This is a genomic window from Escherichia albertii, assembly GCF_028622335.1.
GTDB classification, from domain to species: domain Bacteria; phylum Pseudomonadota; class Gammaproteobacteria; order Enterobacterales; family Enterobacteriaceae; genus Escherichia; species Escherichia albertii.
Map to the genome: position 1 here is coordinate 1,552,673 of NZ_CP117568.1, position 25,759 is coordinate 1,578,431.

At 51.0% G+C, this 25,759-nt stretch carries 23 protein-coding genes; 12 read left to right on the top strand and 11 right to left on the bottom strand.

Annotated elements, in window-relative coordinates; all coding sequences use genetic code 11:
• The first annotated feature begins 183 nt into the window (after positions 1-183).
• Both narQ and acrD read left to right on the top strand, forming a co-directional pair.
• Positions 184-1,884 carry a nitrate/nitrite two-component system sensor histidine kinase NarQ gene (gene narQ / locus PS053_RS07615; RefSeq protein WP_002461597.1) on the top strand — a complete coding sequence of 567 codons (1,701 nt, stop codon included), beginning with the start codon at positions 184-186 and terminating at the stop codon, positions 1,882-1,884.
• Between the two features lie 158 nt (positions 1,885-2,042).
• Entirely contained in the window at positions 2,043-5,156 is a 3,114-nt protein-coding gene (acrD, locus tag PS053_RS07620) for a multidrug efflux RND transporter permease AcrD (RefSeq protein ID WP_256879221.1), read from the top strand.
• Positions 5,157-5,251: 95 nt separating this feature from the next.
• Here acrD and ypfM read toward each other — a convergent pair whose 3' ends face one another.
• Entirely contained in the window at positions 5,252-5,311 is a 60-nt protein-coding gene (gene ypfM, locus PS053_RS07625) for a protein YpfM (RefSeq protein ID WP_001386977.1), read from the bottom strand.
• 381 nt (positions 5,312-5,692) lie between these two features.
• Here ypfM and PS053_RS07630 point away from each other — a divergent pair, with 381 nt between their 5' ends.
• The 3 genes from PS053_RS07630 to PS053_RS07640 are packed head-to-tail and all read left to right on the top strand — an operon-like array spanning position 5,693 to position 7,411.
• Positions 5,693-6,049: an ArsC family reductase gene (locus PS053_RS07630; RefSeq protein WP_000258259.1), complete on the top strand. Its 357-nt coding sequence runs from the start codon at positions 5,693-5,695 to the stop codon at positions 6,047-6,049.
• 3 nt (positions 6,050-6,052) lie between these two features.
• Complete coding sequence (gene dapE, locus PS053_RS07635) at positions 6,053-7,180, top strand: succinyl-diaminopimelate desuccinylase (RefSeq protein ID WP_059216124.1); 1,128 nt, start codon at positions 6,053-6,055, stop codon at positions 7,178-7,180.
• A 30-nt stretch (positions 7,181-7,210) separates the two neighbouring features.
• Positions 7,211-7,411 (top strand): YpfN family protein, encoded by a 201-nt coding sequence (locus PS053_RS07640; protein ID WP_000383992.1) that lies wholly within the window; start codon positions 7,211-7,213, stop codon positions 7,409-7,411.
• A gap of 144 nt (positions 7,412-7,555) precedes the next feature.
• On the opposite strand, the gene ypfH is transcribed toward PS053_RS07640, so the two are convergent.
• The 6 genes from ypfH to dapA all read right to left on the bottom strand — a co-directional run bounded on the left by ypfH (position 7,556) and on the right by dapA (position 14,241).
• Positions 7,556-8,251, bottom strand: coding sequence for an esterase (ypfH, locus tag PS053_RS07645; protein ID WP_000679836.1), 696 nt, complete (start codon positions 8,249-8,251; stop codon positions 7,556-7,558).
• Positions 8,252-8,324: 73 nt separating this feature from the next.
• Entirely contained in the window at positions 8,325-10,340 is a 2,016-nt protein-coding gene (gene tmcA / locus PS053_RS07650) for a tRNA cytosine(34) acetyltransferase TmcA (protein ID WP_256879220.1), read from the bottom strand.
• Between the two features lie 14 nt (positions 10,341-10,354).
• Positions 10,355-11,218 (bottom strand): KPN_02809 family neutral zinc metallopeptidase, encoded by an 864-nt coding sequence (gene ypfJ / locus PS053_RS07655; protein WP_001267516.1) that lies wholly within the window; start codon positions 11,216-11,218, stop codon positions 10,355-10,357.
• A 167-nt stretch (positions 11,219-11,385) separates the two neighbouring features.
• On the bottom strand, positions 11,386-12,099 hold the full coding sequence (gene purC / locus PS053_RS07660) for a phosphoribosylaminoimidazolesuccinocarboxamide synthase (protein WP_001295467.1): 714 nt from the start codon (positions 12,097-12,099) through the stop codon (positions 11,386-11,388).
• 212 nt (positions 12,100-12,311) lie between these two features.
• Complete coding sequence (gene bamC, locus PS053_RS07665) at positions 12,312-13,346, bottom strand: outer membrane protein assembly factor BamC (RefSeq protein ID WP_010340845.1); 1,035 nt, start codon at positions 13,344-13,346, stop codon at positions 12,312-12,314.
• Between the two features lie 16 nt (positions 13,347-13,362).
• Positions 13,363-14,241 (bottom strand): 4-hydroxy-tetrahydrodipicolinate synthase, encoded by an 879-nt coding sequence (gene dapA / locus PS053_RS07670; RefSeq protein ID WP_103053787.1) that lies wholly within the window; start codon positions 14,239-14,241, stop codon positions 13,363-13,365.
• 147 nt (positions 14,242-14,388) lie between these two features.
• Between dapA and PS053_RS07675 the strand changes: the two genes are divergently transcribed.
• Entirely contained in the window at positions 14,389-14,961 is a 573-nt protein-coding gene (locus PS053_RS07675; RefSeq protein WP_000176188.1) for a glycine cleavage system transcriptional repressor, read from the top strand.
• On the top strand, positions 14,961-15,431 hold the full coding sequence (gene bcp, locus PS053_RS07680; protein WP_001068682.1) for a thioredoxin-dependent thiol peroxidase: 471 nt from the start codon (positions 14,961-14,963) through the stop codon (positions 15,429-15,431). Before PS053_RS07675 ends, bcp begins: the two co-directional genes overlap by 1 nt.
• Positions 15,432-15,530: 99 nt before the next feature.
• On the opposite strand, the gene PS053_RS07685 is transcribed toward bcp, so the two are convergent.
• Positions 15,531-16,592 carry an AI-2E family transporter gene (locus tag PS053_RS07685; RefSeq protein WP_000892034.1) on the bottom strand — a complete coding sequence of 354 codons (1,062 nt, stop codon included), beginning with the start codon at positions 16,590-16,592 and terminating at the stop codon, positions 15,531-15,533.
• A gap of 211 nt (positions 16,593-16,803) precedes the next feature.
• On the opposite strand from PS053_RS07685, the gene bepA reads away from it, so the two are divergent.
• The gene (gene bepA, locus PS053_RS07690; protein ID WP_059228291.1) at positions 16,804-18,267 is read left to right on the top strand and encodes a beta-barrel assembly-enhancing protease; all 1,464 of its coding nucleotides are present in this window, start codon (positions 16,804-16,806) and stop codon (positions 18,265-18,267) included.
• 20 nt (positions 18,268-18,287) lie between these two features.
• Complete coding sequence (arsC, locus tag PS053_RS07695) at positions 18,288-18,647, top strand: arsenate reductase (glutaredoxin) (protein ID WP_000166443.1); 360 nt, start codon at positions 18,288-18,290, stop codon at positions 18,645-18,647.
• A gap of 79 nt (positions 18,648-18,726) precedes the next feature.
• On the opposite strand, the gene PS053_RS07700 is transcribed toward arsC, so the two are convergent.
• From PS053_RS07700 to upp, 3 genes are all read right to left on the bottom strand, one after another.
• Complete coding sequence (locus PS053_RS07700) at positions 18,727-19,428, bottom strand: DnaA inactivator Hda (RefSeq protein ID WP_071586055.1); 702 nt, start codon at positions 19,426-19,428, stop codon at positions 18,727-18,729.
• A gap of 94 nt (positions 19,429-19,522) precedes the next feature.
• Complete coding sequence (gene uraA, locus PS053_RS07705) at positions 19,523-20,812, bottom strand: uracil permease (RefSeq protein ID WP_256879219.1); 1,290 nt, start codon at positions 20,810-20,812, stop codon at positions 19,523-19,525.
• 88 nt (positions 20,813-20,900) lie between these two features.
• A complete protein-coding gene (upp, locus tag PS053_RS07710; protein ID WP_001295473.1) occupies positions 20,901-21,527 on the bottom strand; it encodes a uracil phosphoribosyltransferase in 627 nt (208 codons plus the stop codon).
• 324 nt (positions 21,528-21,851) lie between these two features.
• Here upp and purM point away from each other — a divergent pair, with 324 nt between their 5' ends.
• The 3 genes from purM to ppk1 all read left to right on the top strand — a co-directional run bounded on the left by purM (position 21,852) and on the right by ppk1 (position 25,758).
• Complete coding sequence (gene purM, locus PS053_RS07715) at positions 21,852-22,889, top strand: phosphoribosylformylglycinamidine cyclo-ligase (protein WP_002461579.1); 1,038 nt, start codon at positions 21,852-21,854, stop codon at positions 22,887-22,889.
• A complete protein-coding gene (gene purN, locus PS053_RS07720) occupies positions 22,889-23,530 on the top strand; it encodes a phosphoribosylglycinamide formyltransferase (RefSeq protein WP_001028601.1) in 642 nt (213 codons plus the stop codon). The genes purM and purN overlap by 1 nt, the downstream gene beginning before the upstream one ends.
• 161 nt (positions 23,531-23,691) lie before the next feature.
• On the top strand, positions 23,692-25,758 hold the full coding sequence (ppk1, locus tag PS053_RS07725) for a polyphosphate kinase 1 (RefSeq protein WP_000529573.1): 2,067 nt from the start codon (positions 23,692-23,694) through the stop codon (positions 25,756-25,758).
• Position 25,759 lies beyond the last annotated feature (1 nt).

The following is a 25,759-nucleotide window of genomic DNA, read 5'->3' on the forward strand; positions in this document are numbered from 1 at the left end:
AAAAACCTTATTCTTTATATGAGTGTTGTTATTACCCGACTTAGACGGGAATCGGCAACGTTCATTTGCCCAGAACACTAAACTATTTCGCTATAAACTGTGGCAGATCAAATAATCTTATCGCTTATCAAATTGCGTTTTAGCGATCTGAAACATTGATTATTTTATGTGGAGAAGACGCGTGTGATTGTCAAACGCCCTGTCTCGGCCAGCCTGGCCCGGGCCTTTTTTTATATTGTGCTGCTGTCGATTCTTTCCACTGGAATTGCCCTGCTGACTCTGGCAAGTAGTTTGCGCGACGCCGAGGCTATCAATATTGCCGGCTCGCTACGTATGCAGAGTTATCGTCTGGGTTACGATCTGCAACGCGGCAGTCCGCAACTCAATGCCCATCGCCAGTTGTTTCAGCAGGCGCTGCTCTCGCCAGTCTTAACCAATCTCAATACGTGGTATGTACCAGAGGCGGTAAAAACCCGCTATGCGCATCTGCATGCCAACTGGCAAGAGATGAATAACCGATTGATGAAGGGTGATTTGCCGTGGTATCAGGACAATATTAACAATTATGTCAACCAGATAGACCTGTTTGTGCTGGCTTTACAGCACTATGCAGAGCGCAAAATGTTGCTGGTCGTGGCGATTTCACTGGCTGGCGGTATCGGTATTTTTACGCTGGTCTTTTTTACTCTTCGCCGCATACGCCATCAAGTGGTCGCACCGCTGAATCAACTGGTCACCGCCAGCCAGCGTATTGAACACGGTCAGTTTAACTCACCGCCGCTGGATACCAGCCTGCCGAATGAACTGGGGACGTTGGCAAAAACCTTTAACCAGATGTCGAGTGAATTACATAAATTGTATCGTTCGCTGGAAGCATCGGTGGAAGAGAAAACGCGCGATCTACACGAAGCCAAACGTCGTCTGGAAGTGTTGTATCAATGTTCTCAGGCACTGAATACCAGCCAGATTGACGTCCACTGCTTCCGCCATATTCTGCAGATAGTTCGCGACAACGAAGCCGCTGACTATCTGGAGCTTAACGTCGGTGATAACTGGCGAATTAGTGAAGGGAAGCAAAATCCTGCTCTGCCGATGCAGATTTTACCCGTCACCATGCAAGAGACCGTGTATGGCGAACTGCACTGGCAAAGCAGTAACGAATCTACCTCTGAACCACTGCTTAACAGCGTTTCGTCAATGCTGGGTCGCGGTTTGTACTTTAATCAGGCACAGAAGCATTTCCAGCAGTTATTGTTAATGGAAGAACGCGCAACGATCGCCCGCGAACTGCATGACTCGCTGGCGCAGGTGCTTTCTTATTTGCGTATCCAGTTAACGTTGCTGAAACGTTCGATACCGCAAGATAACGCAACCGCACAAAGTATCATGGCTGATTTTTCTCAAGCGTTGAACGATGCGTACCGGCAGCTACGTGAACTTTTAACGACTTTCCGCCTGACGCTCCAGCAGGCCGATCTACCCTCTGCGCTGCATGAAATGCTGGATACGTTACAAAATCAAACCAGCGCAAAACTCACTCTCGACTGCCGTCTCCCTACCCTGGCGCTGGATGCGCAGATGCAGGTGCATTTGTTGCAAATTATTCGCGAAGCGGTGCTGAATGCCATGAAGCACGCCAACGCCAGTGAAATTGCCGTCAGTTGCGTCACCGCGCCGGACGGAAACCATACGGTTTATATTCGTGATAACGGTATCGGTATTGGCGAACCGACCGAACCCGAAGGTCACTACGGTTTGAACATTATGCGCGAGCGCGCGGAACGGCTCGGCGGAACGTTGACTTTTTCACAACCTTCCGGCGGCGGTACGTTAGTGAGCATTAGCTTTCGATCCGCGGAGGGTGAGGAAAGCCAACTGATGTAGCCAACTGATCCCAAAAGACTGGCACTTAAGGTTCAGTATAAAAGGGCATGATAATTTACATTATCTTCTTTTTTTCTCCACGATTAGTTCGTACCTTGCCGCTACAGTGAAGCAAGGCATGCCCATAACGATACGCAGAAACACGAGGTCCTTTTTTAATGGCGAATTTTTTTATTGATCGCCCCATTTTTGCCTGGGTGCTGGCAATCCTGTTGTGTTTGACAGGGACCCTGGCCATTTTTTCATTACCCGTTGAACAGTACCCGGACCTCGCGCCTCCCAACGTGCGAGTAACCGCTAACTATCCTGGCGCATCAGCCCAGACGCTGGAAAATACCGTCACTCAGGTTATCGAGCAAAATATGACCGGCCTCGATAACCTGATGTATATGTCGTCGCAAAGCAGCGGTACCGGTCAGGCGACGGTTACCTTAAGTTTTAAAGCGGGGACCGACCCGGACGAAGCGGTACAGCAGGTACAGAACCAGTTGCAGTCAGCCATGCGTAAGCTGCCGCAGGCGGTACAAAATCAGGGGGTGACGGTACGTAAAACCGGAGATACCAACATCCTGACCATCGCATTCGTCTCTACCGATGGTTCGATGGATAAACAGGATATTGCCGATTACGTTGCCAGTAATATTCAGGACCCGTTAAGCCGCGTCAACGGCGTCGGCGATATCGATGCCTACGGCTCACAGTATTCAATGCGTATCTGGCTGGACCCGGCAAAACTCAACAGCTTCCAGATGACAGCCAAAGATGTCACCGACGCCATTGAGTCGCAGAACGCACAGATTGCTGTCGGGCAGCTCGGTGGTACGCCGTCTGTTGATAAACAGGCACTGAACGCCACCATTAACGCCCAGTCGCTATTGCAAACACCTGAACAGTTTCGCGATATCACTCTGCGGGTGAACCAGGATGGTTCGGAAGTGAAACTGGGAGATGTCGCCACCGTCGAAATGGGGGCGGAAAAATACGATTACCTCAGCCGTTTTAACGGTAAGCCAGCCTCCGGGCTGGGCGTAAAACTGGCTTCCGGCGCGAACGAGATGGCCACAGCAGAACTGGTGCTCAACCGTCTTGACGAACTGTCGCAGTATTTCCCACACGGGCTGGAGTACAAGGTAGCCTATGAAACGACCTCGTTTGTTAAAGCCTCCATTGAAGATGTGGTGAAAACCCTGTTAGAAGCGATCGCGCTGGTTTTCCTCGTGATGTATCTGTTCCTGCAAAACTTCCGCGCAACGCTGATTCCCACTATCGCCGTGCCGGTGGTGTTGATGGGAACCTTTTCCGTGCTTTACGCCTTTGGTTATAGCGTCAACACATTAACCATGTTCGCGATGGTACTGGCAATCGGCCTGCTGGTAGATGACGCCATCGTGGTGGTGGAAAACGTTGAACGTATTATGAGTGAGGAAGGGCTCACTCCTCGCGAAGCGACGCGCAAATCGATGGGGCAGATCCAGGGCGCACTGGTCGGAATTGCGATGGTGCTTTCAGCCGTATTTGTGCCAATGGCTTTCTTCGGCGGCACCACCGGGGCTATCTATCGTCAGTTCTCCATCACCATCGTTGCGGCGATGGTGCTATCGGTACTGGTGGCGATGATCCTCACCCCGGCATTGTGCGCCACGCTACTTAAGCCACTGAAAAAAGGTGAACATCACGGACAGAAAGGCTTTTTTGCCTGGTTTAACCAGATGTTCAACCGTAACGCCGAACGCTATGAAAAAGGAGTGGCGAAAATTCTCCGCCGCAGCCTGCGCTGGATCATGATTTATGTCCTGTTGCTTGGCGGCATGGTGTTCCTGTTCCTGCGTCTGCCGACGTCATTCCTGCCGCTGGAAGATCGTGGCATGTTCACGACCTCGGTGCAGTTACCCAGCGGCTCTACTCAACAGCAAACCCTGAAAGTTGTCGAGCAAGTAGAGAAGTATTTCTTCACTCACGAGAAAGATAACATTATGTCGGTGTTTGCAACGGTAGGTTCCGGGCCTGGGGGGAACGGGCAAAACGTGGCCCGCATGTTTGTTCGCCTGAAAGACTGGAGTGAGCGCGACAGTAAAACCGGCACCTCGTTCGCCATTATCGACCGGGCAACAAAAGAATTTAATAAAATCAAAGAGGCTCGCGTTATCGCCAGCAGCCCGCCAGCAATCAGCGGCCTCGGCAGTTCTGCGGGATTCGATATGGAATTGCAGGACCACGCGGGTGCGGGTCACGATGCGCTAATGGCAGCACGTAATCAGTTGCTGGCACTGGCAGCGGAAAACCCGGATTTAACCCGCGTGCGCCATAACGGTCTGGATGATAGCCCGCAGTTGCAGATTGATATCGATCAGCGTAAAGCCCAGGCGCTGGGCGTCGCCATTGACGATATCAACGACACATTGCAAACCGCGTGGGGTTCAAGCTATGTGAACGACTTTATGGATCGCGGTCGCGTGAAGAAAGTGTATGTACAGGCTGCCGCGCCGTACCGCATGTTGCCGGATGACATCAATCTCTGGTATGTGCGTAACAAAGACGGCGGCATGGTGCCCTTCTCTGCTTTCGCGACCTCACACTGGGAAACAGGGTCACCGCGTCTGGAACGCTATAACGGCTATTCGGCAGTAGAGATTGTGGGTGAGGCCGCGCCGGGCGTTAGTACGGGTACGGCGATGGATATTATGGAATCGTTAGTGAAGCAGCTACCTGGCGGCTTTGGTCTGGAATGGACGGCGATGTCGTACCAGGAACGGCTCTCCGGCGCACAGGCTCCGGCACTGTATGCAATTTCATTGCTGGTGGTGTTCCTGTGCCTGGCGGCCCTGTATGAGAGCTGGTCCGTACCGTTCTCGGTAATGCTGGTAGTACCTCTGGGAATTATCGGCGCCTTGCTGGCGACCTGGATGCGTGGGCTGGAAAACGACGTTTACTTCCAGGTTGGCCTGTTAACAGTCATTGGCTTGTCGGCGAAAAATGCCATCCTGATTGTCGAGTTTGCCAACGAGATGAATCAAAAAGGCCACGATCTGTTTGAAGCAACTCTCCATGCCTGTCGTCAGCGTTTACGCCCAATTCTGATGACTTCACTGGCATTTATTTTTGGCGTGCTGCCAATGGCGATTAGCAGCGGCGCCGGCTCCGGTGGTCAGCATGCGGTAGGTACTGGCGTAATGGGGGGAATGATCTCCGCTACCATTCTGGCGATTTATTTTGTACCGCTGTTCTTTGTGCTGGTACGCCGCCGCTTCCCGCTAAAACCACGCCCGGAATAAGCAAATAAAAAAGGCGACATGCCAACGTGTCGCCTTTTTCAACTTTCTGATAAAGAACCTGTGCATCAGGTTCTTTTTTGGTTTCGTCCTGAAACTTACTTACGAAGCATAACTTCGATAAAGTCTTTCCAGTTCCCCAGTTCACGTTCAATCATAACAACCTCTCTTATAATTATGGGTATTCTACGGAAACAATATACCGCGGTGAAGCTAATTTACTCGATTGCTGTGATTACTACCTCCAGGGGGACAAATCCTATGTGAATACTATGGTCCTGTGACAGCGATTTTTATGTGATACACAGCAATATTTCGACATATTCATACAGATTCTACTACTGGTTTAATTCTGGTTGAAATACAGCCAGATACCAGACAGAAAATTCTTAATCGTTGCGTTAACAATGCTCAATGTTATTTAATAGTTGTTAATCGAAATACTTCAGGAATGTTATATTTTCTGGTAATCATTCACATACAATATATATTACTCGTTAAGTGAGTATTTATTCTTAATAATCGCAAAAGGATTCACTATGGTTACCCTTTACGGCATCAAAAATTGTGACACCATTAAAAAAGCCCGCCGTTGGCTGGAAACCAATAACATCGACTATCGCTTTCATGATTACCGTGCCGATGGCCTGAACAACGAATTGTTAAGCGCCTTTATCAATGAATTAGGCTGGGAGGCATTGCTCAACACCCGAGGCACAACCTGGCGTAAACTGGACGAAAACACCCGCAATAAAATTACCGATGCAGCTTCTGCTGCGGCATTAATGACTGAAATGCCTGCAATTATCAAACGCCCATTGCTCTGGGCGTCAGGGAAGCCTATGCTGCTGGGTTTCAGTGAATCCAGTTATCAGCAATTTTTCCATGAGGTGTAGTCTATGTCGTGCCCGGTTATTGAGCTGACCCAGCAGCTTATTCGCTGTCCATCCTTAAGCCCTGATGATGCGGGATGTCAGGCAATCATGATAGAACGTCTGCGAGCGCTCGGTTTTACCATTGAACGCATGGACTTTGCCGATACACAGAATTTTTGGGCGTGGCGTGGACAAGGAGAAACGTTAGCCTTTGCCGGGCATACCGACGTGGTGCCGCCTGGCGATACTGAGCGCTGGATTAATCCTCCGTTTGAACCAGCAATTCGCGACGGCATGTTATTCGGGCGCGGCGCAGCAGATATGAAAGGTTCACTGGCGGCGATGGTCGTGGCGGCAGAGCGCTTTGTCGCACAGCATCCCAACCATAAAGGCCGGCTAGCGTTTCTGATCACCTCAGATGAAGAAGCCAGCGCTCACAACGGCACGGTAAAAGTGGTCGAAGCGTTAATGGCGCGCAACGAGCGACTGGATTATTGCCTGGTCGGCGAACCGTCGAGTATCGAAGTGGTCGGCGATGTCGTGAAAAATGGTCGTCGCGGCTCATTAACCTGCAACCTCACCATTCATGGTGTCCAGGGCCATGTGGCCTACCCGCACCTGGCTGATAATCCGGTACATCGCGCAGCGCCTTTCCTTAATGAATTAGTGGCTATTGAATGGGATCAGGGCAATGAATTTTTCCCAGCGACCAGTATGCAGATTGCCAATATTCAGGCAGGAACCGGCAGTAACAACGTTATTCCCGGTGAACTGTTCGTACAGTTTAACTTCCGCTTTAGTACCGAACTGACCGACGAGATGATTAAAACACAGGTGCTTGCCCTGCTTGAAAAACATCAACTGCGTTATACAGTGGATTGGTGGCTTTCCGGGCAGCCATTTTTGACCGCGCGCGGTAAACTGGTTGATGCGGTCGTCAACGCGGTTGAGCACTATAATGAAATTAAACCGCAACTCCTGACCACGGGCGGAACGTCCGACGGACGCTTTATTGCCCGTATGGGGGCGCAGGTAGTGGAGCTTGGACCGGTCAATGCCACTATTCATAAAATTAATGAATGTGTGAACGCTGCCGACCTGCAATTACTTGCCCGTATGTATCAACGTATCATGGAACAGCTCGTCGCCTGATGAGCTGTTCTGTAATAAGAGGAAATAAGCATGGACTGGCTGACTAAATATTGGTGGATTCTGGTGATTGTCTTTTTGGTGGGCGTCCTGCTGAACGTGATTAAAGATCTCAAGCGCGTCGACCATAAAAAATTTCTCGCCAACAAGCCGGAGCTTCCCCCGCATCGTGATTTTAACGATAAGTGGGACGATGACGACGACTGGCCGAAGAAGGATCAACCGAAGAAGTAAGCTGGGGAACCGGATAATTGTGTCCAATATCTGGCGCTCAATCGTGGGCCGGATAAGGCGTTAACGCCGCATCCGGCAATAGCGAACAATGCCTGATGCGACGCTCACGCGTCTTATCAGGCCTACGCGCCAGGCATCTGTCTTTTACATCATTTCAATCACATCATCACCCGGCTTACCGCCGCTTAATGCTTCGTCGAAATAATGTTTTGGGATGGTATAACGCAAGTGATCAAGGGCAAACTGCATACTACGATTGTCGATCGCATGGCCCAAATCTTCCACAATATCCAGCGTCACATCACCACCCGCACTGATTAACGCCTCCTGCGCCGCAACGGCATGCGCCAGCTCAATAACCGGATCGTCACCGCCGTGAATCAGGTGGATTGTCGTGGCGGTAGAAGCCGTTTCCGGCAGACTGGCATAGCGACCATTAAAGGCGATGACGCGTGAGGCCAACCCTGGTTCGGCTTTAATGCTCTCCAGCGCCATGATTGCCCCTTGCGAGAAACCAATCAGCGCCGTGGCGTTTGCCCCTACTCCGCTCTGTTTCTGCCAGTAGCGCACCGTCTCAATAAACGTCGGCATGATGGCATCCACGCGCGCCTGGCGATTTTCTTCCGTTATGCCCTGCACCGAAAACCACTGACGTCCCGCCGGATTACCACTTGGCTCCGCGCCACCGACGCTCACCACCAGCGCATCCGGGAACAGTGGCGCAAACCAACTGCCAATTTCGCCCATTGCTACCGGGTTATCCCCGACACCATGGAAAAGCAGTAACAACTGTTGCGCAGGTTTATCCGGGCTTTGAACAACAAAATGGTCATGTTTCATGGCGAACTCCTTAACTGATATCACCAATTTTACGCCGCTGACTCACAATGACCATGGGAGAAAATTGAAGGAGTCAGTGAAAAAATTGCCATTGCGTTATGCGATCGCGCAGGCGCTCTGTGCGAACATCATCAAGTGCGAACAGCGCCTGCGCTGCCTCTTCACGTTGGCGAACCAGCAATGCCTTACGGCCTGATAGTTTAAGTGTGATACCTAACTGCGCATCGCTGACATTTCTCAGCAAGCGTCCACGCAACGCTGGTAATGCCAAATCGCTGGTTTGCAGTAAACGCATTAAACAGCCTAAAGAGGTTAATAGCGGACGATGAGCGAAAGCGAAACCAGCCAACTCAAGCCAGTCATCGTCAGAAAGCACGGTATCATTTAGCGGCTCAACTGGAATGGTTTCGCCATTCCACTGCACGAGAGTTTGTACATCACGACGTAAACGATAATGCTCGCGTTCTGCCAACAATTTACCCGATTCGCTAATCGGTAATAGCGCCATTGCCGTATAACAGCCACTGCTGGCTTCGCGATGATTGCCCATCCGCACCAGCACAAAACCGCATCGTTGCCAGAAACGCCATAATTCATCGGTGTAGCCAAAGCTCACTGAAAGATAGTCGAGGTCATGGGTCTCTTTCAGAGTGCTGGCAATAAGCTGTTGCCCTGTGCCTTCCCGCTGACGCGCCGGATGAACAGCAATTCGGCTAACACGCCGTCCGCGCAATATCGCCGCCAGTGGATTGCTACCGTGCGCCGCCAGCGACTGGGCCACAAGATTACCCCGCGGGCGACGAAAACCTGCCCATATCGCCTGACTGAGCTCTTCAGATAATCCGCCTTCATCCACCAGCCACAGCGCCCCGACTATTTCGTTTTCGCAAGCGGCTTGTAAAAAATGTTGCCCTGGTGCATCCATCATCCGGCGTAAATCCAGCGGCGACGTTCGGTAGTGCGCGCCTGACAGTAACTGATAAACCTTTAACGGCGTTTCTGGTTCGCGTTGCCATAACGTCTGTTCAAATGCAGAAATGGTGATCTTGCCTTGTGGCGAATGAGTGACGTTTTCGTCGTCAAAAACCAGAGCCTCGCTAACCATTTTTTCCAGCGGACATCCCTGCGCCCAGCGAATCGGCTGTTGTAATTCAAAACGTTGCAAATGCGGAAAACGCGCACAAAACTTCAGCAAAAAGCCACGTCCGGTGCCTTCATAGCCCTGCACCGTAGTGGTTAACAACGTACGAGGGAAACGCGATACCAGTTGATGCAACAACGGTGCAGGAATGGCTGCGGCTTCGTCGACCACCAGCCAGTCGGCTTGCTTATCACTGGCTAACAAGGCATCCGGCGCAATAAAGCAAAACTTATCGCCCGCAAACTGTGCCAGCACATCCGTTGCCGCCTTTGCAGGCGCTGTCACTATTGCATTGCCAGCAATACGTGAAATAAGTTGCCCGGCCAACGCCGACTTTCCCCGTCCACGCGCCGCAGTCACCGCCGCCACGCCCGGCGGCATGGTCAGAAGCTGCTGTAAAATATGTTGTTGCTCCGGCTGTGGTACGCCAGTAGCGGGATGCCAGTCAGTACGGGGCGCAAAGTTCGTCAACACCAGCGGCTGGTTTTGCCGCCAGAAAATAATCTCGTTATCTGCCGCAAGTATGCATTTGAAATGTTGGACAAAATGTGGAGTAGCAATGGGATTATGGCAATCGCTCCAGCGTAGCGAATCTGCATCGGGATGGTTTTCCCACTCGTCCCATACAGGAAGCAACAAAACCAGCCAGCTTCCGGCTTTCAGCGTCCCGCTAAGCGCCGCAAAAGCAGCAGCATCAAAGCCTTGCCTGGCATCGAATACCGCATGAAGGAACTCCCGTCCGAGCAACGTTTGCAACGCGGATGGCGTACAGTGATTTTCAGTAGCTGGCTGTGGCGAAACCCACAGCCAGTCACCCGGTAAAGCGTCACGCAATTTAAGCGTATGTTCACAGCACCAATTCTCTTCCCCACTCAACGTTAACAAGCGGCGAATCCCTTCGCGTTTCATTTGCGCCGTCAATGTGTGTAGCGCTGTCAGTTCAGCCATCCCTGCCCCAAAAATTAAATGCTTTTACCGAAAGTGTTGCATTGTGCCGGATCGCCGCTGTCGAAACCACGTTTAAACCAGCTATAACGTTGTTGAGAGGTACCATGAGTGAAACTATCCGGTACTACCCGCCCCTGACTTTGCTGTTGTAAGCGGTCATCGCCAATAGCCTGCGCCGCATTCAGCGCCTCTTCCAGATCGCCTGTTTCCAGAACGCCTTGTTGTTGCATGCTATGCCCCCAGACGCCAGCAAAGCAGTCAGCCTGAAGCTCCATTCGCACAGATAAGCGGTTCGCCTCCACCTGAGTGGCATTTTGTTGTAACTGGCGGACTTTCGGTTCAATACCTAACAGTTTCTGTACGTGATGACCGACTTCATGGGCGATAACGTACCCCTGGGCAAAATCGCCATCCGCACCCAATTTATTTTTCATGTCATCATAGAAGGAAAGATCGATATAGACCGTACCATCCGCCGGGCAATAGAACGGTCCCATAATGGACTGCCCGGCCCCGCAACCGGTTCGCGTCATCCCTCGATACATCACCAGTTTCGGTTGCCGATAAGTCCTCCCCATCTTCTCGAATTGTTGTCCCCAGGTGTCTTCCGTGGTCGCCAGAATCACCGAGGTAAATTTTGCCGCTTCGTCTTCGTTAGGGCTGATCGAGTGTGTCGATTGTTGCAGGGAGATCGGCTGTCCGGTCAACAGCCCGGTTAAATCAACACCATAGTAGCCTGCAACCAGCACGACTATCAGTAAAATCAGCCCACCCTTACCTGTCGGCAAGCGAAAACCAGGACCGCCCATTGACGGGCCTCCAGAACTGTTTCGCCTGTCTTCAACATTGTCACTTTCACGTCGCCCTTGCCAGCGCATAAATACCTCAACAATATATTCATTATAGTGATGATCGTAGGTGGTTAAGAGGAAGATTACCACAGGAAAACAAGAGGAAATGGCGGAGGAATGAGCGTTCAATTCACATCTTACAAGAGCGGTTGTCTTGCCGTGCCAGCAACACGGCAAGATGATGAACAGAAAAATCAGTCCAGCTGAACCCCCAGGCGGCGGGCGACGGCTTCATAAGCTTCGATCAAACCACCGAGGCTCTGGCGGAAACGGTCTTTATCCATTTTCTCCAGCGTTTCTTTGTCCCACAGGCGGCTGCCGTCCGGGGAGAACTCATCGCCCAGCACCACTTCACCTTTGTACAGACCAAACTCCAGCTTGAAGTCGACCAGAATCAGACCGGCATCGTCGAACAGCTTTTTCAGCACGTCATTCGCTTTGTAGGTCAACTCTTTCATTCGCGCCAGATTCTCTTTGCTTACCCAACCAAAGGTTTCACAGTAAGATTCGTTAACCATCGGATCGTGCATCGCATCGTTTTTCAGGAACAGATCGAACAACGGTGGATTCAGTTCAATACCTTCTTCGATTCCAAGACGTTTCACCAGAGAGCCAGCGGCACGGTTACGCACGACACATTCAACCGGCACCATATCCAGTTTTTTCACCAGACATTCGGTATCAGAGAGCAGGCGCTCCATCTGAGTCGGGATACCCGCTTCCGCCAGTTTGCTCATGATGAAGTAGTTGAACTTATTGTTCACCATACCTTTGCGATCAAACTGCTCAATGCGCGCGCCATCCCCTGCTGACGTATCATTGCGGAATTCGAGCACCAACAGGTCCGGGTTTTCCGTGCTGTATACGGTTTTCGCTTTACCACGATACAACTCAGCTTGCTTTTGCATCTTTATCACTCCTGGGTGTGAATTAACGTTTTAAAATCTTTTGCTGTCTGGTGTGTTGCTCGTTTTGTCGGATGCGGCGTGAACGCCTTCTCCGATCTACGTCTGGCAAACAAATTTCGTGCGAATTAACGCTAAAATCGTGTTTTTCCACTGACGCACACGTTTGCGTATCATATCAGAAAAAAGGGCCGGATGACTCCAGCCCTGTATTTTTACTTGCTAAACGCTGCCTGGAAGACCGCGACCAGCGCGTCGTTCTGGCTTTGGGTCAGTGTATGACCTTTCGGATCAATAAACTGTAAGCTACTGCGGTTATCTAAATCGCCGACCTGCAGTTTATAGTCTCCTGACGCCAGTCCTGGATCGCGTGCGCCCAGTTCCTGCCAGTCACTGTCAGACAGAGGCTTATAAGTCACGGCCATGCTGCCCTGTGAGCGGGTACTGTCGGTCACTTTCATGCCCACTTTTTCCAGTGCTGCTGGCAGGCGTTGCCATACCACATTGAACGGCCCGCGCACGACCAGCATCGGTAAACCGGTGTCGTCTGCAGCACTTTGCACATCCATGGTGGTGGAGGCTCGGTTTTGCGCCGCATTGGCCGCATCAGTAGCAGATTTATCCAGGCCGGCAGAAATGACGTTCATCATCTCGGTGCTGTAACGCTGCATGGAAGCTGCGTCTGCAACCGGTTTGCCTGCTTGTTCCAGATTAAGCAGTTTCACCGTTACCGCTTGCTGATAACCCTGCGGTTTAACAGAGATTTGATAACGGCCGCGATACTGCTCGTCTTCATCCAGACGATTCCATTGCACCCAATCGGTAGTCAGCGTCTGACCAGCGTCATCGCGTTGAGTAATGGTGTAGTTCTTCGCCTGCAGCACACTAACAACCTGCGGCCACAGAGTATTGCCACGACCATTTTCAACCAGCAGCGAAACGGTATCGCCAGCGAACTGAGTACGCGCGCCGGAAACCAGCGCCAGCGGCTGAGCAGGCGGACGAATATCCAGTGCTTTACCAACAGCACCGCTACCGTTAGTCACCGGGATTGCATAATCACCGGAGGTCACCGGCAAAATCATTCCTGCCGGGGCATGAAGCTCCGCAAGCGGTGTCGCTTCCAGGTAGGATTCATCGCCACTCACCTGACGCTTATAACGTGAGTCCGAACTACAGGCGGCGAGTAAAAGAACAAGCGAAACACCCGCAACCTTCGCCAGGCGCGACTTTTGTACAGAGTAAGCCATCAAATCTCCCTAAACTTTACAGCAAACCGGCATGCTTAAGCGCCACTTTGACACACTCACGGCCATTCTCCGTAAGTGGCGTCATTGGCAAACGCAGCGTATCGGTCGCCACAAGACCCAGCTCCTTACATGCCCATTTCACCGGGATTGGATTGGGTTCGACAAATAGTTTGTTGTGTAATGGCATCAGACGTTGGTTAATAACGCGAGCCTCGGCAAAATGCCCTTCTGCCGCCAGTTTGCACATCTGAGCCATATCACGCGCTGCGACGTTAGCCGTAACGGAAATAACGCCATGACCACCTAACTGCATAAAATCCAGTGCGCTCGCGTCATCGCCGCTCAGCAGAACAAAATCATCTGAAACCAGCTCTTTGATCTGGTTTACACGCGTTAAGTTCCCTGTAGCCTCTTTGATTCCGATAATATTTTTTACTTCCGCCAAACGCCCCACCGTTTCCGGCAACAGATCACAGCCAGTACGGGACGGCACATTATACAGAATTTGCGGCAGGTCAGTATGTTCAGCGATGGCTTTGAAATGCTGATATAAACCTTCCTGCGATGGGCGGTTGTAGTAAGGCGTTACTGTCAGACAGCCGACAATACCACTGTCGTTGAAACGCTGCGTCAGGCTAATGGCTTCTGTGGTGGCATTTGCGCCGGTCCCGGCAATCACCGGAATACGTCCGTCAGCCAGATCCAGCGTCATCATTACCACATCGCCATGCTCGTCGTGGTTCAGCGTGGCGGACTCACCCGTGGTGCCAACAGAAACGATCGCCGAAGTACCGCTGGCGACATGATAATCAATCAGTTTTTTTAAGCTAGCCCGACAGACATTACCTTTTTCATCCATCGGAGTAACAATCGCGACAATACTTCCCGTGAACATGGGCCATCCTCTGTGCAAACAAGTCTCTCAATGGTACGTTTGGTGTGGCATTAAAAGCAAGCAAACAGAACCGTTCTGATTGTTGTATGCATGTTTTTTTTATGCTTTCCTTAAGAACATCTCACCCCCCTTAAAGGAATAACCAGTTTGACACTGTCATCGCAACATTATCTGGTGATCACTGCGCTGGGTGCCGATCGCCCAGGAATTGTGAATACCATCACTCGTCATGTCAGTAGTTGCGGCTGTAATATTGAAGACAGTCGCCTGGCGATGCTGGGAGAAGAGTTCACGTTTATCATGCTGCTTTCCGGCTCATGGAACGCAATCACCCTGATTGAATCAACGTTACCGTTGAAAGGTGCCGAGCTGGATCTTTTAATCGTGATGAAACGGACGACTGCCCGTCCGCGTCCGCCGATGCCCGCATCTGTCTGGGTTCAGGTCGATGTGGCCGATTCCCCGCATTTAATTGAGCGCTTTACTGCGCTTTTCGATGCGCACCATATGAACATTGCAGAACTGGTATCGCGCACGCAACCGGCTGAAAATGAAAGAGCTGCGCAGTTGCATATCCAGATCACCGCGCACAGCCCAGCGTCTGCAGATGCGGCAAATATTGAGCAAGCGTTCAAAGCACTATGTACAGAACTCAATGCTCAAGGCAGTATTAATGTCGTCAACTATTCCCAATATGATGAACAGGATGGAGTTAAGTAATGAATCCACTGAAAGCCGGTGACATCGCACCGAAATTTAGCTTGCCGGATCAAGACGGAGAACAAGTTAATTTGACCGACTTCCAGGGACAGCGTGTTCTGGTTTATTTCTACCCGAAAGCCATGACCCCCGGCTGTACCGTACAGGCCTGCGGCTTACGCGATAACATGGATGAGTTGAAAAAAGCGGGCGTTGATGTGCTGGGTATCAGCACCGACAAACCCGAAAAACTGTCCCGTTTTGCAGAAAAAGAGCTGCTTAACTTTACGCTCCTGTCTGACGAAGACCACCAGGTATGTGAACAATTCGGCGTCTGGGGCGAGAAATCCTTCATGGGCAAAACCTACGATGGAATTCATCGCATCAGCTTCCTGATCGACGCTGACGGCAAAATTGAACACGTATTTGATGATTTCAAAACCAGCAATCACCACGACGTGGTGCTTAACTGGCTGAAAGAACACGCCTGATTACTTTTCTCCATTCCTTGCCGGCTGCACTTGCAGTCGGCACATCTCACATCTTCTCTCCGCCCTGCGACACTCGTTTCAACGCCTTTTCGCTAAAGGTCAATCTTGCGCGATTTGTCCATCAGGCCAGGCGTGAATCACCGCTTTGATCAGCGTTGCCAATGGAATGGCGAAGAATACGCCCCAGAATCCCCACAAACCGCCGAAGATAACCACCGATAAAATAATCACCAGCGGATGCAGGTTAACCGCTTCGGAGAACAACACCGGCACTAACAAGTTGCCGTCCAGCGCCTGAATAATCAGATACACCGCGAAGCAGCTCCAGAACTCGGTGCCTGCGCCAAACTGGAATAGCGCCACGCCAACCACCGGAATAGTCACGACAAAGGCGCCGATATACGGAATAAGCACCGAAAAACCAACCAGTACCGCCAGCAACAGCGAATAGTTCAGCCCGAAGAGTAAGAAACCCAGCCAGGTGGCTATCCCCACCACCACCATCTCCAGCACTTTGCCACGGATATAATTGGTGATTTGCTGATTCATCTCCTTCCAGACCTGCCCGGCCAGACCGCGGTTACGCGGCAACACCCGACGAACGGCATTCAGCATTTGCTCTTTATCTTTCAGCAGGAAGAAAACCATCAGCGGCACCAGCACCAGATAAACAGCGATCGTCAGTAAACCGACCAGCGAGGCGAGAGAAATTTTCACCACCGAGTCGCCCATGCTGAGCATCCGACTGCGCATATTTTCAGCCATTGCATCAATAATCCCCGCATCCATTAATGCGGGATAACGGCGCGGTAGCGTGGCAGCAAAATCAGAAAGTTTATTAAGCATCCCCGGCATATCGCGAATTAAGTAAATACCCTGCTGCCAGGCGACAGGCAGCACCACGAACGCCATCAGTAACAGGATGCCCACAAACAGAATCAGCACAATTGATGTCGCCCAACGACGGGAACAACCAATAGATTGCAGGCGGACAGTCGGCCATTCCAGTAAATAGGCCAGCACTATCGCCACCAGCAGCGGTGCAAGTAAGCCGCTAAAGAAAAAGATAATGCCAAAACCGGCAACTAAAATAACCAGCAAGGCAATCGCTTCCGGGTCGCTAAAGCGGCGGCGATACCATTGCATCAACATTTCGAGCATAAAGACCTTCCCTGAACCTCAAAAGCGGGATTGCGATCCATAATTGTATCGAAATGTCACAAAAAAGACTTCGCTTTTTATGATGGATTCAGGAAACTGAAAAGTCGTTTGAGTGGGCTAATCTTCGCCGTTACACTCAAAAGCAGTGCGGCGGGAACGATATTTCACAGTATCGGTCAAATGACTATCTCCAGAAAACAGGACAGAGGTTATGTTCAGGCAGTTGAAAAAAAACCTGGTTGCAACCCTCATTGCTGCCATGACTATCGGTCAGGTAGCCCCGGCGTTTGCCGATAGCGCAGACACCTTGCCGGATATGGGAACCTCCGCAGGAAGCACGCTTTCCATTGGCCAGGAAATGCAGATGGGCGACTATTATGTCCGCCAGTTACGCGGCAGCGCGCCGTTAATTAATGACCCACTGTTAACGCAATATATTAATTCGCTGGGTATGCGTCTGGTTTCGCATGCCAATTCAGTTAAGACGCCGTTCCATTTCTTTCTGATCAATAACGACGAAATTAACGCCTTTGCCTTCTTTGGCGGTAACGTGGTGCTGCACTCTGCCTTGTTCCGTTACTCCGATAACGAAAGCCAACTGGCTTCGGTCATGGCACACGAAATCTCCCACGTCACCCAACGTCACCTGGCGCGAGCGATGGAAGATCAGCAGCGTAGCGCGCCGCTGACCTGGGTCGGCGCGTTAGGTTCTATTTTACTGGCAATGGCCAGTCCACAAGCGGGTATGGCGGCATTGACCGGTACGCTGGCGGGAACGCGTCAGGGGATGATCAGCTTCACTCAACAAAACGAACAGGAAGCAGACCGTATTGGTATTCAGGTACTGCAGCGCTCGGGATTCGATCCACAGGCGATGCCGACCTTCCTCGAAAAATTACTCGATCAGGCGCGCTACTCTTCACGCCCACCAGAAATTTTGCTGACTCACCCATTGCCGGAAAGCCGTCTGGCGGATGCCCGCAACCGTGCCAACCAAATGCGCCCGACGGTGGTTCAGTCATCAGAAGATTTTTATCTGGCAAAAGCACGCACGCTTGGGATGTATAATTCCGGGCGTAACCAGCTCACCAGTGATTTGCTGGATGAGTGGGCCAAAGGTAATGTGCGTCAGCAACGGGCAGCGCAATATGGTCGCGCTTTACAGGCGATGGAAGCCAATAAATTCGATGAAGCGCGGAAAACACTGCAACCATTGCTGGCGGCAGAACCGGGTAATGCGTGGTATCTCGATCTGGCAACGGATATTGACCTCGGGCAGCACAAAGCCAGCGATGCGATCAATCGGTTGAAAAATGCCCGTGATTTACGCACCAACCCGGTGTTGCAGCTCAACCTGGCGAACGCTTATCTGCAAGGCGGTCAATCGCAGGAAGCAGCCACTATTCTGAATCGCTACACCTTTAACAATAAAGATGACAGCAATGGCTGGGATTTGCTGGCCCAGGCGGAGGCCGCGTTGAATAATCGCGATCAGGAACTGGCGGCGCGGGCGGAAGGTTATGCGCTCGCCGGGCGGCTCGATCAGGCCATTTCATTGTTAAGTAGCGCCAGTTCACAAGTAAAATTAGGCAGTCTACAACAGGCCCGCTACGATGCGCGTATCGATCAGTTGCGTCAGTTGCAGGAACGCTTTAAGCCTTATACCAAGATGTAATACGCATTAAAGGAAGAACAATGACCAAACAGGTAAAAATCTACCATAATCCGCGCTGTTCAAAGAGTCGCGAAACGCTGAACCTGCTGAAAGAAAACGGCGTGGAGCCAGAAGTAGTGCTCTACCTTGAGACCCCCGCCGATGCGGCAACGCTGCATGCATTGCTGAAAATGCTGGGTATGAAAAGCGCCCGTGAATTGATGCGCCAGAAAGAGGAGCTTTATAAAGAGCTGAATCTGGCTGACAGTTCACTTAGCGAAGAGGCGCTGATTCAGGCGATGGTGGATAATCCGAAGCTGATGGAACGCCCGATTGTGGTCGCCAATGGCAAAGCGCGGATTGGTCGTCCACCGGAGCAGGTGCTGGAAATCGTTAGTTAACGTCAGCCATTGTCGCATATTGCCGGATGCGATGCTTACCGCGTCTTATCCGGCCTACGCGTGCAATACAAATGCCTTGTTACAGCTTCAGGATCTCTTTCACAAACGGGATGGTCAACTTACGTTGTGCGGTAATCGACGCCCGATCGAGCTGATCCAACGTCATAAATAGCGTGCGCATTTCTCTGTCCAGACGCTTCAACAAGAAACGACCCACATCTTCCGGCAACTCAAAACCACGCAAACGCGCGCGTAACTGTAACGCCTGCAACTTATCTTCATCAGAAAGCGGCTGCAATTTGTAGATCTGCCCCCAGTCAAGACGCGATGCAAGATCCGGGAGTCCCAGATTCAGCTGCCGCGGAGGACGATCGCCAGTGATCAACAAGCGCGTGTTGCCCGATTCCAGAATGCGGTTGTAGAGATCGAAAATCGCCATTTCCCACAACTCATCGCCGGCAATACATTCAATATTATCGATGCAGACCAGAGACAGTTGTTCCATACCGTCGAGCACTTCGGGAACAAACCAGGTGCGTTTGTCCAGCGGGACATACCCCACCGCATCGCCACGCTGCGATAGTTCCGCGCAAGCCGCGTGCAGCAGATGGCTGCGCCCCGCGCCTTCGCGTGCCCAGAGATAGATGTAACCGCTATGTTCCTGACGCAGCACGTTTTGCAGCGCGGCCAGTAAAGAGGAGTTATCCCCCGGCCAGAAACTTGCAAAGGTTTCGTCGTCAGGAAGATAAAGTGGCAAAGAGAGCTGTGCCGGTGTGTTCAGAGATACCTCAACCAGGATTTCAAAAAATCGTGAGAAGTTTACCACAGAATTCTATGATGTTAGAACCGGGCAGCAGTACTGCCCGGTTGGTACATTATTTTTCTGTTATCTCTGCATCTTCTGCGTCCAGTACGACTTCTTCCGGGCGCAGTATGCTAATCAGTTTGAAGATCAGGCTTAAGCCAATGCCGACGATGGTTGCCAACGCCATGCCTTTCAGCTCTGCCGCACCAATGTTTACCTTCGCACCGCTGACGCCGATGATCAGAATGACCGATGTCAGGATCAGGTTCTGTGCTTTGTTGTAATCCACTTTTGATTCAATCAGCACACGAATACCTGAAGCGCCAATCACACCGTAAAGCAGCAGCGAAACCCCGCCCATAACCGGTAATGGGATCATCTGAATCGCGGCAGCCAGTTTACCGACGCAAGAGAGCAGGATGGCGAAAATCGCCGCACCGCCGATAACCCAGGTGCTGTATACGCGGGTGATCGCCATAACGCCGATGTTTTCACCGTAGGTGGTGTTTGGTGTGGAGCCAAAGAAGCCGGAGATGACCGTCGACAATCCGTTAGCAAACATCGAACGATGTAAACCAGGGTCGCGCAGAAGATCTTTTTTCACGATATTGGCCGTTACCACCAGATGCCCGACGTGTTCGGCAATAACCACCAACGCCGCAGGCAGGATGGTCAGAATGGCGAACCACTCAAAGCGAGGTGTATAGATGGTCGGCAGAGCAAACCAGTGAGCGTTAATAATCGGCGTGGTATCGACAATTCCCATCGCGAAGGAGAGCGCGTAACCCACCAGCACGCCAATCAGAATTGGAATAATCGCCAGGAAGCCACGGAACAAAACAGAACCTAAAACCGTAACTGCCAGAGTGGTAATAGAGATGATGATGGTTCTGGAATCTGGCGTTTGCCCTTCAGCAGGCAGTAAGCCCGCCATGCCAGCCGCGACCCCCGCCAACTCCAGACCAATGACGGCAACGATTGCCCCCATTGCCGCAGGTGGAAACAGCACGTCCAGCCAGCCGGTTCCCGCTTTCTTCACAATAAAAGAAACCAGACAGAACAGCACGCCGCACATAATAAAACCGCCCAGCGCGACTTCATAACCTAACGGCAACAACAACAATACCGGGGAAATAAAGGCAAAGCTGGAACCGAGATAAGCAGGGATTTTCCCTTTACAGATGAAGAGATATAGCAGCGTCCCGATACCGTTAAATAACAGTACGGTCGCCGGGTTAATATGAAATAAGACGGGCACCAGGACGGTTGCACCAAACATGGCGAATAAATGCTGCAAACTAAGCGGGATTGTCTGTAAAAGTGGCGGTCTTTCACTCACCCCGATAGCACGGCGCGTCATAGTATTATCCTCTGTATATTTTGTGTTATAGGCGCTTTACTCAAAAAAAAGCCGACTCTTAAAGTCGGCTTTAATTATTTTTTATTCGTTATTTCGTACCAAAGATTTTGTCACCGGCATCGCCGAGGCCCGGAATAATGTATCCGTGCTCGTTCAGCCCCTGGTCAATCGACGCAGTATAAAGTTCAACATCCGGGTGCGCTTTTTCCAGCGCAGCGATACCTTCCGGCGCAGCCACCAGCACCAGCACTTTAATGCTGCTGCAACCTGCTTTTTTCAGCAGGTCAATGGTCGCGATAACGGAACCACCGGTTGCCAGCATTGGGTCGACGATCAGCGCCATACGCTCATCAATGTTCGACACCAGCTTCTGGAAGTAAGGTACCGGCTCCAGCGTTTCTTCGTTACGATACATACCAACTACGCTGATACGCGCGCTCGGAACATTTTCCAGCACGCCGTCCATCATCCCCAGACCCGCGCGCAGAATTGGCACCACGGTAATTTTCTTACCTTTGATCTGGTCGATTTCTACCGGGCCGTTCCAGCCTTCGATGGTTACTTTTTCTGTTTCGAGGTCGGCGGTCGCTTCGTAAGTCAGCAGGCTACCCACTTCGGAAGCGAGTTCACGAAAGCGCTTGGTGCTGATGTCTTGCTCACGCATCAGTCCCAGCTTGTGTTTGACGAGTGGGTGTTTGACTTCCACGATCTTCATACTCTTTCTCCTTTGAGGGGCAGCCACAAAAAAAATCGACGGATTATACCGCCTTTCTTTAAGCTGGCAATATTATTTTCGTTGACTTTAGTCAAAATGATAACGATTTGAGATAAAGTTATTTTATATTCAAATGGTTACGAAAGAAGATTATTCCATCTGAAAACCATTCTTTGCCTTCATGCAAGTTTTCTTTCGCCACACGAATGGTCAAAAGAAGCGAAAAAAGGTTGTGTAAAGCAGTCTCGCAAACGTTTGCTTTCCCTGTTAGAATTGCGCCGAATTTTATTTTTCTACCGCAAGTAACGCGTGGGGACCCAAGCAGTGACCGATAAAACCTCTCTTAGCTACAAAGATGCCGGTGTTGATATTGACGCAGGTAATGCTCTGGTTGGAAGAATCAAAGACGTAGTGAAGAAAACGCGTCGCCCGGAAGTCATGGGCGGCCTGGGCGGCTTCGGTGCGCTGTGCGCGTTGCCGCAAAAATATCGCGAACCCGTGCTGGTTTCCGGCACTGACGGCGTAGGCACCAAGCTGCGTCTGGCAATGGATTTAAAACGTCACGACACCATTGGTATCGATCTGGTCGCTATGTGTGTTAACGATCTGGTGGTGCAAGGCGCTGAACCGCTCTTTTTCCTCGACTATTACGCGACCGGAAAACTGGATGTTGATACCGCCTCTTCGGTGATAAGCGGTATCGCCGAAGGTTGTCTGCAATCCGGCTGTGCGCTGGTGGGCGGCGAAACGGCGGAAATGCCGGGGATGTATCACGGCGAAGATTATGACGTTGCGGGTTTCTGTGTTGGAGTGGTAGAAAAATCAGAAATCATCGATGGTTCTAAAGTTAGCGACGGCGATGTGCTGATTGCTCTCGGATCCAGCGGCCCGCACTCGAACGGCTACTCTCTGGTGCGCAAAATTATTGAAGTCAGCGGTTGCGACCCACAAACCACCGAACTCGACGGCAAACCGTTAGCCGATCATCTACTGGCGCCCACTCGCATTTATGTGAAATCAGTGCTGGAGCTAATCGAAAAAGTTGATGTGCACGCCATTGCTCACCTGACCGGCGGCGGCTTCTGGGAAAATATTCCGCGTGTATTACCGGAAAACACTCAGGCAGTCATTGATGAATCCTCCTGGCAGTGGCCGGCAGTGTTTCACTGGCTGCAAACAGCAGGCAACGTCAGCCGCCATGAAATGTATCGCACCTTCAACTGCGGCGTCGGGATGATTATCGCCGTGCCTGCTCCGAAAGTGGACAAAGCCCTCGCCCTGCTCAATGCCAACGGTGAAAACGCGTGGAAAATCGGTATCATCAAAGCTTCTGATTCCGAACAACGCGTGGTTATTGAATAATGAATATTGTGGTGCTTATTTCCGGCAACGGAAGTAATTTGCAGGCAATTATTGATGCCTGCAAAGCCAACAAAATTAAAGGCACCCTACGGGCAGTTTTCAGTAATAAGGCCGACGCGTTCGGCCTTGAACGCGCCCGCCAGGCCGGTATTGCAACACATACACTTGTCGCCAGCGAGTTTGACAGCCGTGAAGCTTATGATCGGGAGTTGATTCATGAGATCGACGTTTACTCTCCCGATGTCGTGGTACTGGCCGGTTTTATGCGCATTCTCAGCCCGGCATTTGTTTCCCACTATGCCGGGCGTTTGCTGAATATCCACCCCTCCCTGCTACCGAAATATCCCGGCTTGCATACCCATCGTCAGGCACTGGAAAACGGCGATGAGGAACATGGTACATCGGTGCATTTCGTGACCGATGAACTGGATGGCGGCCCGGTTATTTTACAGGCTAAAGTTCCGGTTTTTGCCGGTGATACGGAAGATGAAATTACAGCCCGCGTGCAAACTCAGGAGCACGCCATTTACCCACTGGTGATTAGCTGGTTTGTCGATGGTCGCCTGAAAATGAACGAAAACGCCGCATGGCTGGATGGTCAGCGTCTGCCGCCGCAGGGCTATGCCGCTGACGAAGAGTAGTATCCCCTTTTAAAGCGCCAGTGTTGGCGCTTTATCTCATCTGTAAATCGCAGGCCCCAGCAGTTTTTTTCCCCCTTTTCTGGCATAGTTGGACATCTGTCAATATTGCTCGCCATAATATCCAGGCAGTGTCCCGTGAATACAACGGAGTAAAAGTGGTAATGGGTCAGGAAAAGCTATACATCGAAAAAGAGCTCAGTTGGTTATCGTTCAATGAACGCGTGCTTCAGGAAGCGGCGGACAAATCTAACCCGCTGATTGAAAGGATGCGTTTCCTGGGGATCTACTCCAATAACCTTGATGAGTTCTATAAAGTCCGCTTCGCCGAGCTGAAGCGACGTATCATTATTAGCGAAGAACAAGGCTCTAATTCTCACTCCCGCCACCTGCTGGGAAAAATTCAGTCCCGGGTGCTGAAAGCCGATCAGGAATTCGACGGCCTGTACAATGAACTGCTGCTGGAAATGGCTCGTAACCAAATTTTCCTGATCAATGAACGCCAGCTCTCCGTCAATCAGCAAAACTGGCTGCGTCATTACTTTAAACAGTATCTACGTCAGCACATTACGCCGATTTTAATTAACCCTGACACTGATTTAGTCCAGTTCCTGAAAGATGATTACACCTATCTGGCAGTAGAAATTATCCGTGGCGATACTATCCGCTATGCGCTGCTGGAAATCCCGTCAGATAAAGTACCGCGCTTTGTAAATTTACCGCCGGAAGCGCCACGGCGTCGCAAGCCTATGATCCTTCTGGATAACATTTTGCGTTATTGCCTGGATGATATTTTTAAAGGTTTCTTTGATTATGATGCGCTAAATGCCTATTCGATGAAGATGACCCGCGACGCCGAATACGATTTAGTGCATGAGATGGAAGCCAGCCTGATGGAGCTGATGTCTTCCAGCCTGAAGCAACGTTTAACCGCAGAACCAGTACGTTTTGTTTATCAACGCGATATGCCCAATGCGCTGGTTGAAGTGTTGCGCGAGAAACTGACCATTTCCCGCTACGATTCCATCGTACCCGGCGGTCGTTATCACAATTTTAAAGACTTTATTAATTTCCCCAACGTCGGCAAAGCAAACCTGGTGAATAAGCCGCTGCCGCGTTTACGCCACATTTGGTTTGATAAAGCTCAGTTTCGCAACGGTTTTGACGCCATTCGCGAACGCGATGTTCTGCTCTATTATCCTTATCACACTTTTGAGCACGTACTGGAACTACTGCGTCAGGCTTCGTTCGACCCAAGTGTACTGGCTATTAAAATTAACATTTACCGCGTGGCGAAAGATTCTCGGATCATCGATTCGATGATCCATGCGGCGCACAACGGTAAGAAAGTCACCGTAGTCGTTGAGTTACAGGCGCGTTTCGATGAAGAAGCCAATATTCATTGGGCAAAACGACTGACTGAAGCGGGCGTGCACGTGATTTTCTCCGCGCCGGGGCTGAAAATTCACGCCAAACTATTCTTGATCTCACGTAAAGAAAACGGCGAAGTCGTGCGTTACGCACACATCGGGACGGGGAACTTTAACGAAAAAACCGCACGCCTTTATACCGACTATTCGCTGCTGACCGCCGATGCGCGCATCACCAACGAAGTACGGAGAGTGTTCAACTTTATTGAAAACCCATACCGCCCGGTGACATTTGATTATTTAATGGTGTCGCCGCAAAACTCCCGCCGTCTGCTGTATGAAATGGTGGATCGCGAGATTGCCAACGCTCAACAGGGACTGCCCTGCGGTATTACTCTGAAGCTGAATAACCTGGTAGATAAAGGGCTGGTCGATCGTCTGTATGCGGCCTCCAGCTCCGGCGTACCGGTGAATCTGCTGGTTCGCGGTATGTGTTCATTGATCCCCAATCTGGAAGGCATTAGCGACAATATTCGTGCCATCAGCATTGTCGATCGTTACCTTGAACATGACCGGGTTTATATTTTTGAAAATGGCGGCGATAAAAAAGTTTACCTCTCTTCCGCCGACTGGATGACGCGTAATATTGATTATCGTATTGAAGTGGCGACGCCGCTTCTCGATCCGCGCCTGAAGCAGCGGGTACTGGACATCATCGAAATTTTGTTCAGCGATACAGTCAAAGCACGTTATATCGATAAAGAACTCAGTAATCGCTATGTTCCCCGCGGTAATCGCCGCAAAGTGCGGGCGCAGTTGGCGATCTACGACTACATCAAATCACTCGAACAGCCTGAATAAC

Coding starts and splice junctions, on each gene's coding strand:
- PS053_RS07640 (WP_000383992.1), top strand. CDS start 7,211: ATGGACTGGCTGACTAAATATTGGTGGATTCTGGTGATTGTCTTTTTG.
- dapE (WP_059216124.1), top strand. CDS start 6,053: ATGTCGTGCCCGGTTATTGAGCTGACCCAGCAGCTTATTCGCTGTCCA.
- tmcA (WP_256879220.1), bottom strand. CDS start 10,340: ATGGCTGAACTGACAGCGCTACACACATTGACGGCGCAAATGAAACGC.
- ypfJ (WP_001267516.1), bottom strand. CDS start 11,218: ATGCGCTGGCAAGGGCGACGTGAAAGTGACAATGTTGAAGACAGGCGA.
- bamC (WP_010340845.1), bottom strand. CDS start 13,346: ATGGCTTACTCTGTACAAAAGTCGCGCCTGGCGAAGGTTGCGGGTGTT.
- PS053_RS07630 (WP_000258259.1), top strand. CDS start 5,693: ATGGTTACCCTTTACGGCATCAAAAATTGTGACACCATTAAAAAAGCC.
- purN (WP_001028601.1), top strand. CDS start 22,889: ATGAATATTGTGGTGCTTATTTCCGGCAACGGAAGTAATTTGCAGGCA.
- bepA (WP_059228291.1), top strand. CDS start 16,804: ATGTTCAGGCAGTTGAAAAAAAACCTGGTTGCAACCCTCATTGCTGCC.
- acrD (WP_256879221.1), top strand. CDS start 2,043: ATGGCGAATTTTTTTATTGATCGCCCCATTTTTGCCTGGGTGCTGGCA.
- ppk1 (WP_000529573.1), top strand. CDS start 23,692: ATGGGTCAGGAAAAGCTATACATCGAAAAAGAGCTCAGTTGGTTATCG.
- ypfH (WP_000679836.1), bottom strand. CDS start 8,251: ATGAAACATGACCATTTTGTTGTTCAAAGCCCGGATAAACCTGCGCAA.
- dapA (WP_103053787.1), bottom strand. CDS start 14,241: ATGTTCACGGGAAGTATTGTCGCGATTGTTACTCCGATGGATGAAAAA.
- bcp (WP_001068682.1), top strand. CDS start 14,961: ATGAATCCACTGAAAGCCGGTGACATCGCACCGAAATTTAGCTTGCCG.
- upp (WP_001295473.1), bottom strand. CDS start 21,527: ATGAAGATCGTGGAAGTCAAACACCCACTCGTCAAACACAAGCTGGGA.
- arsC (WP_000166443.1), top strand. CDS start 18,288: ATGACCAAACAGGTAAAAATCTACCATAATCCGCGCTGTTCAAAGAGT.
- purC (WP_001295467.1), bottom strand. CDS start 12,099: ATGCAAAAGCAAGCTGAGTTGTATCGTGGTAAAGCGAAAACCGTATAC.
- uraA (WP_256879219.1), bottom strand. CDS start 20,812: ATGACGCGCCGTGCTATCGGGGTGAGTGAAAGACCGCCACTTTTACAG.
- PS053_RS07685 (WP_000892034.1), bottom strand. CDS start 16,592: ATGCTCGAAATGTTGATGCAATGGTATCGCCGCCGCTTTAGCGACCCG.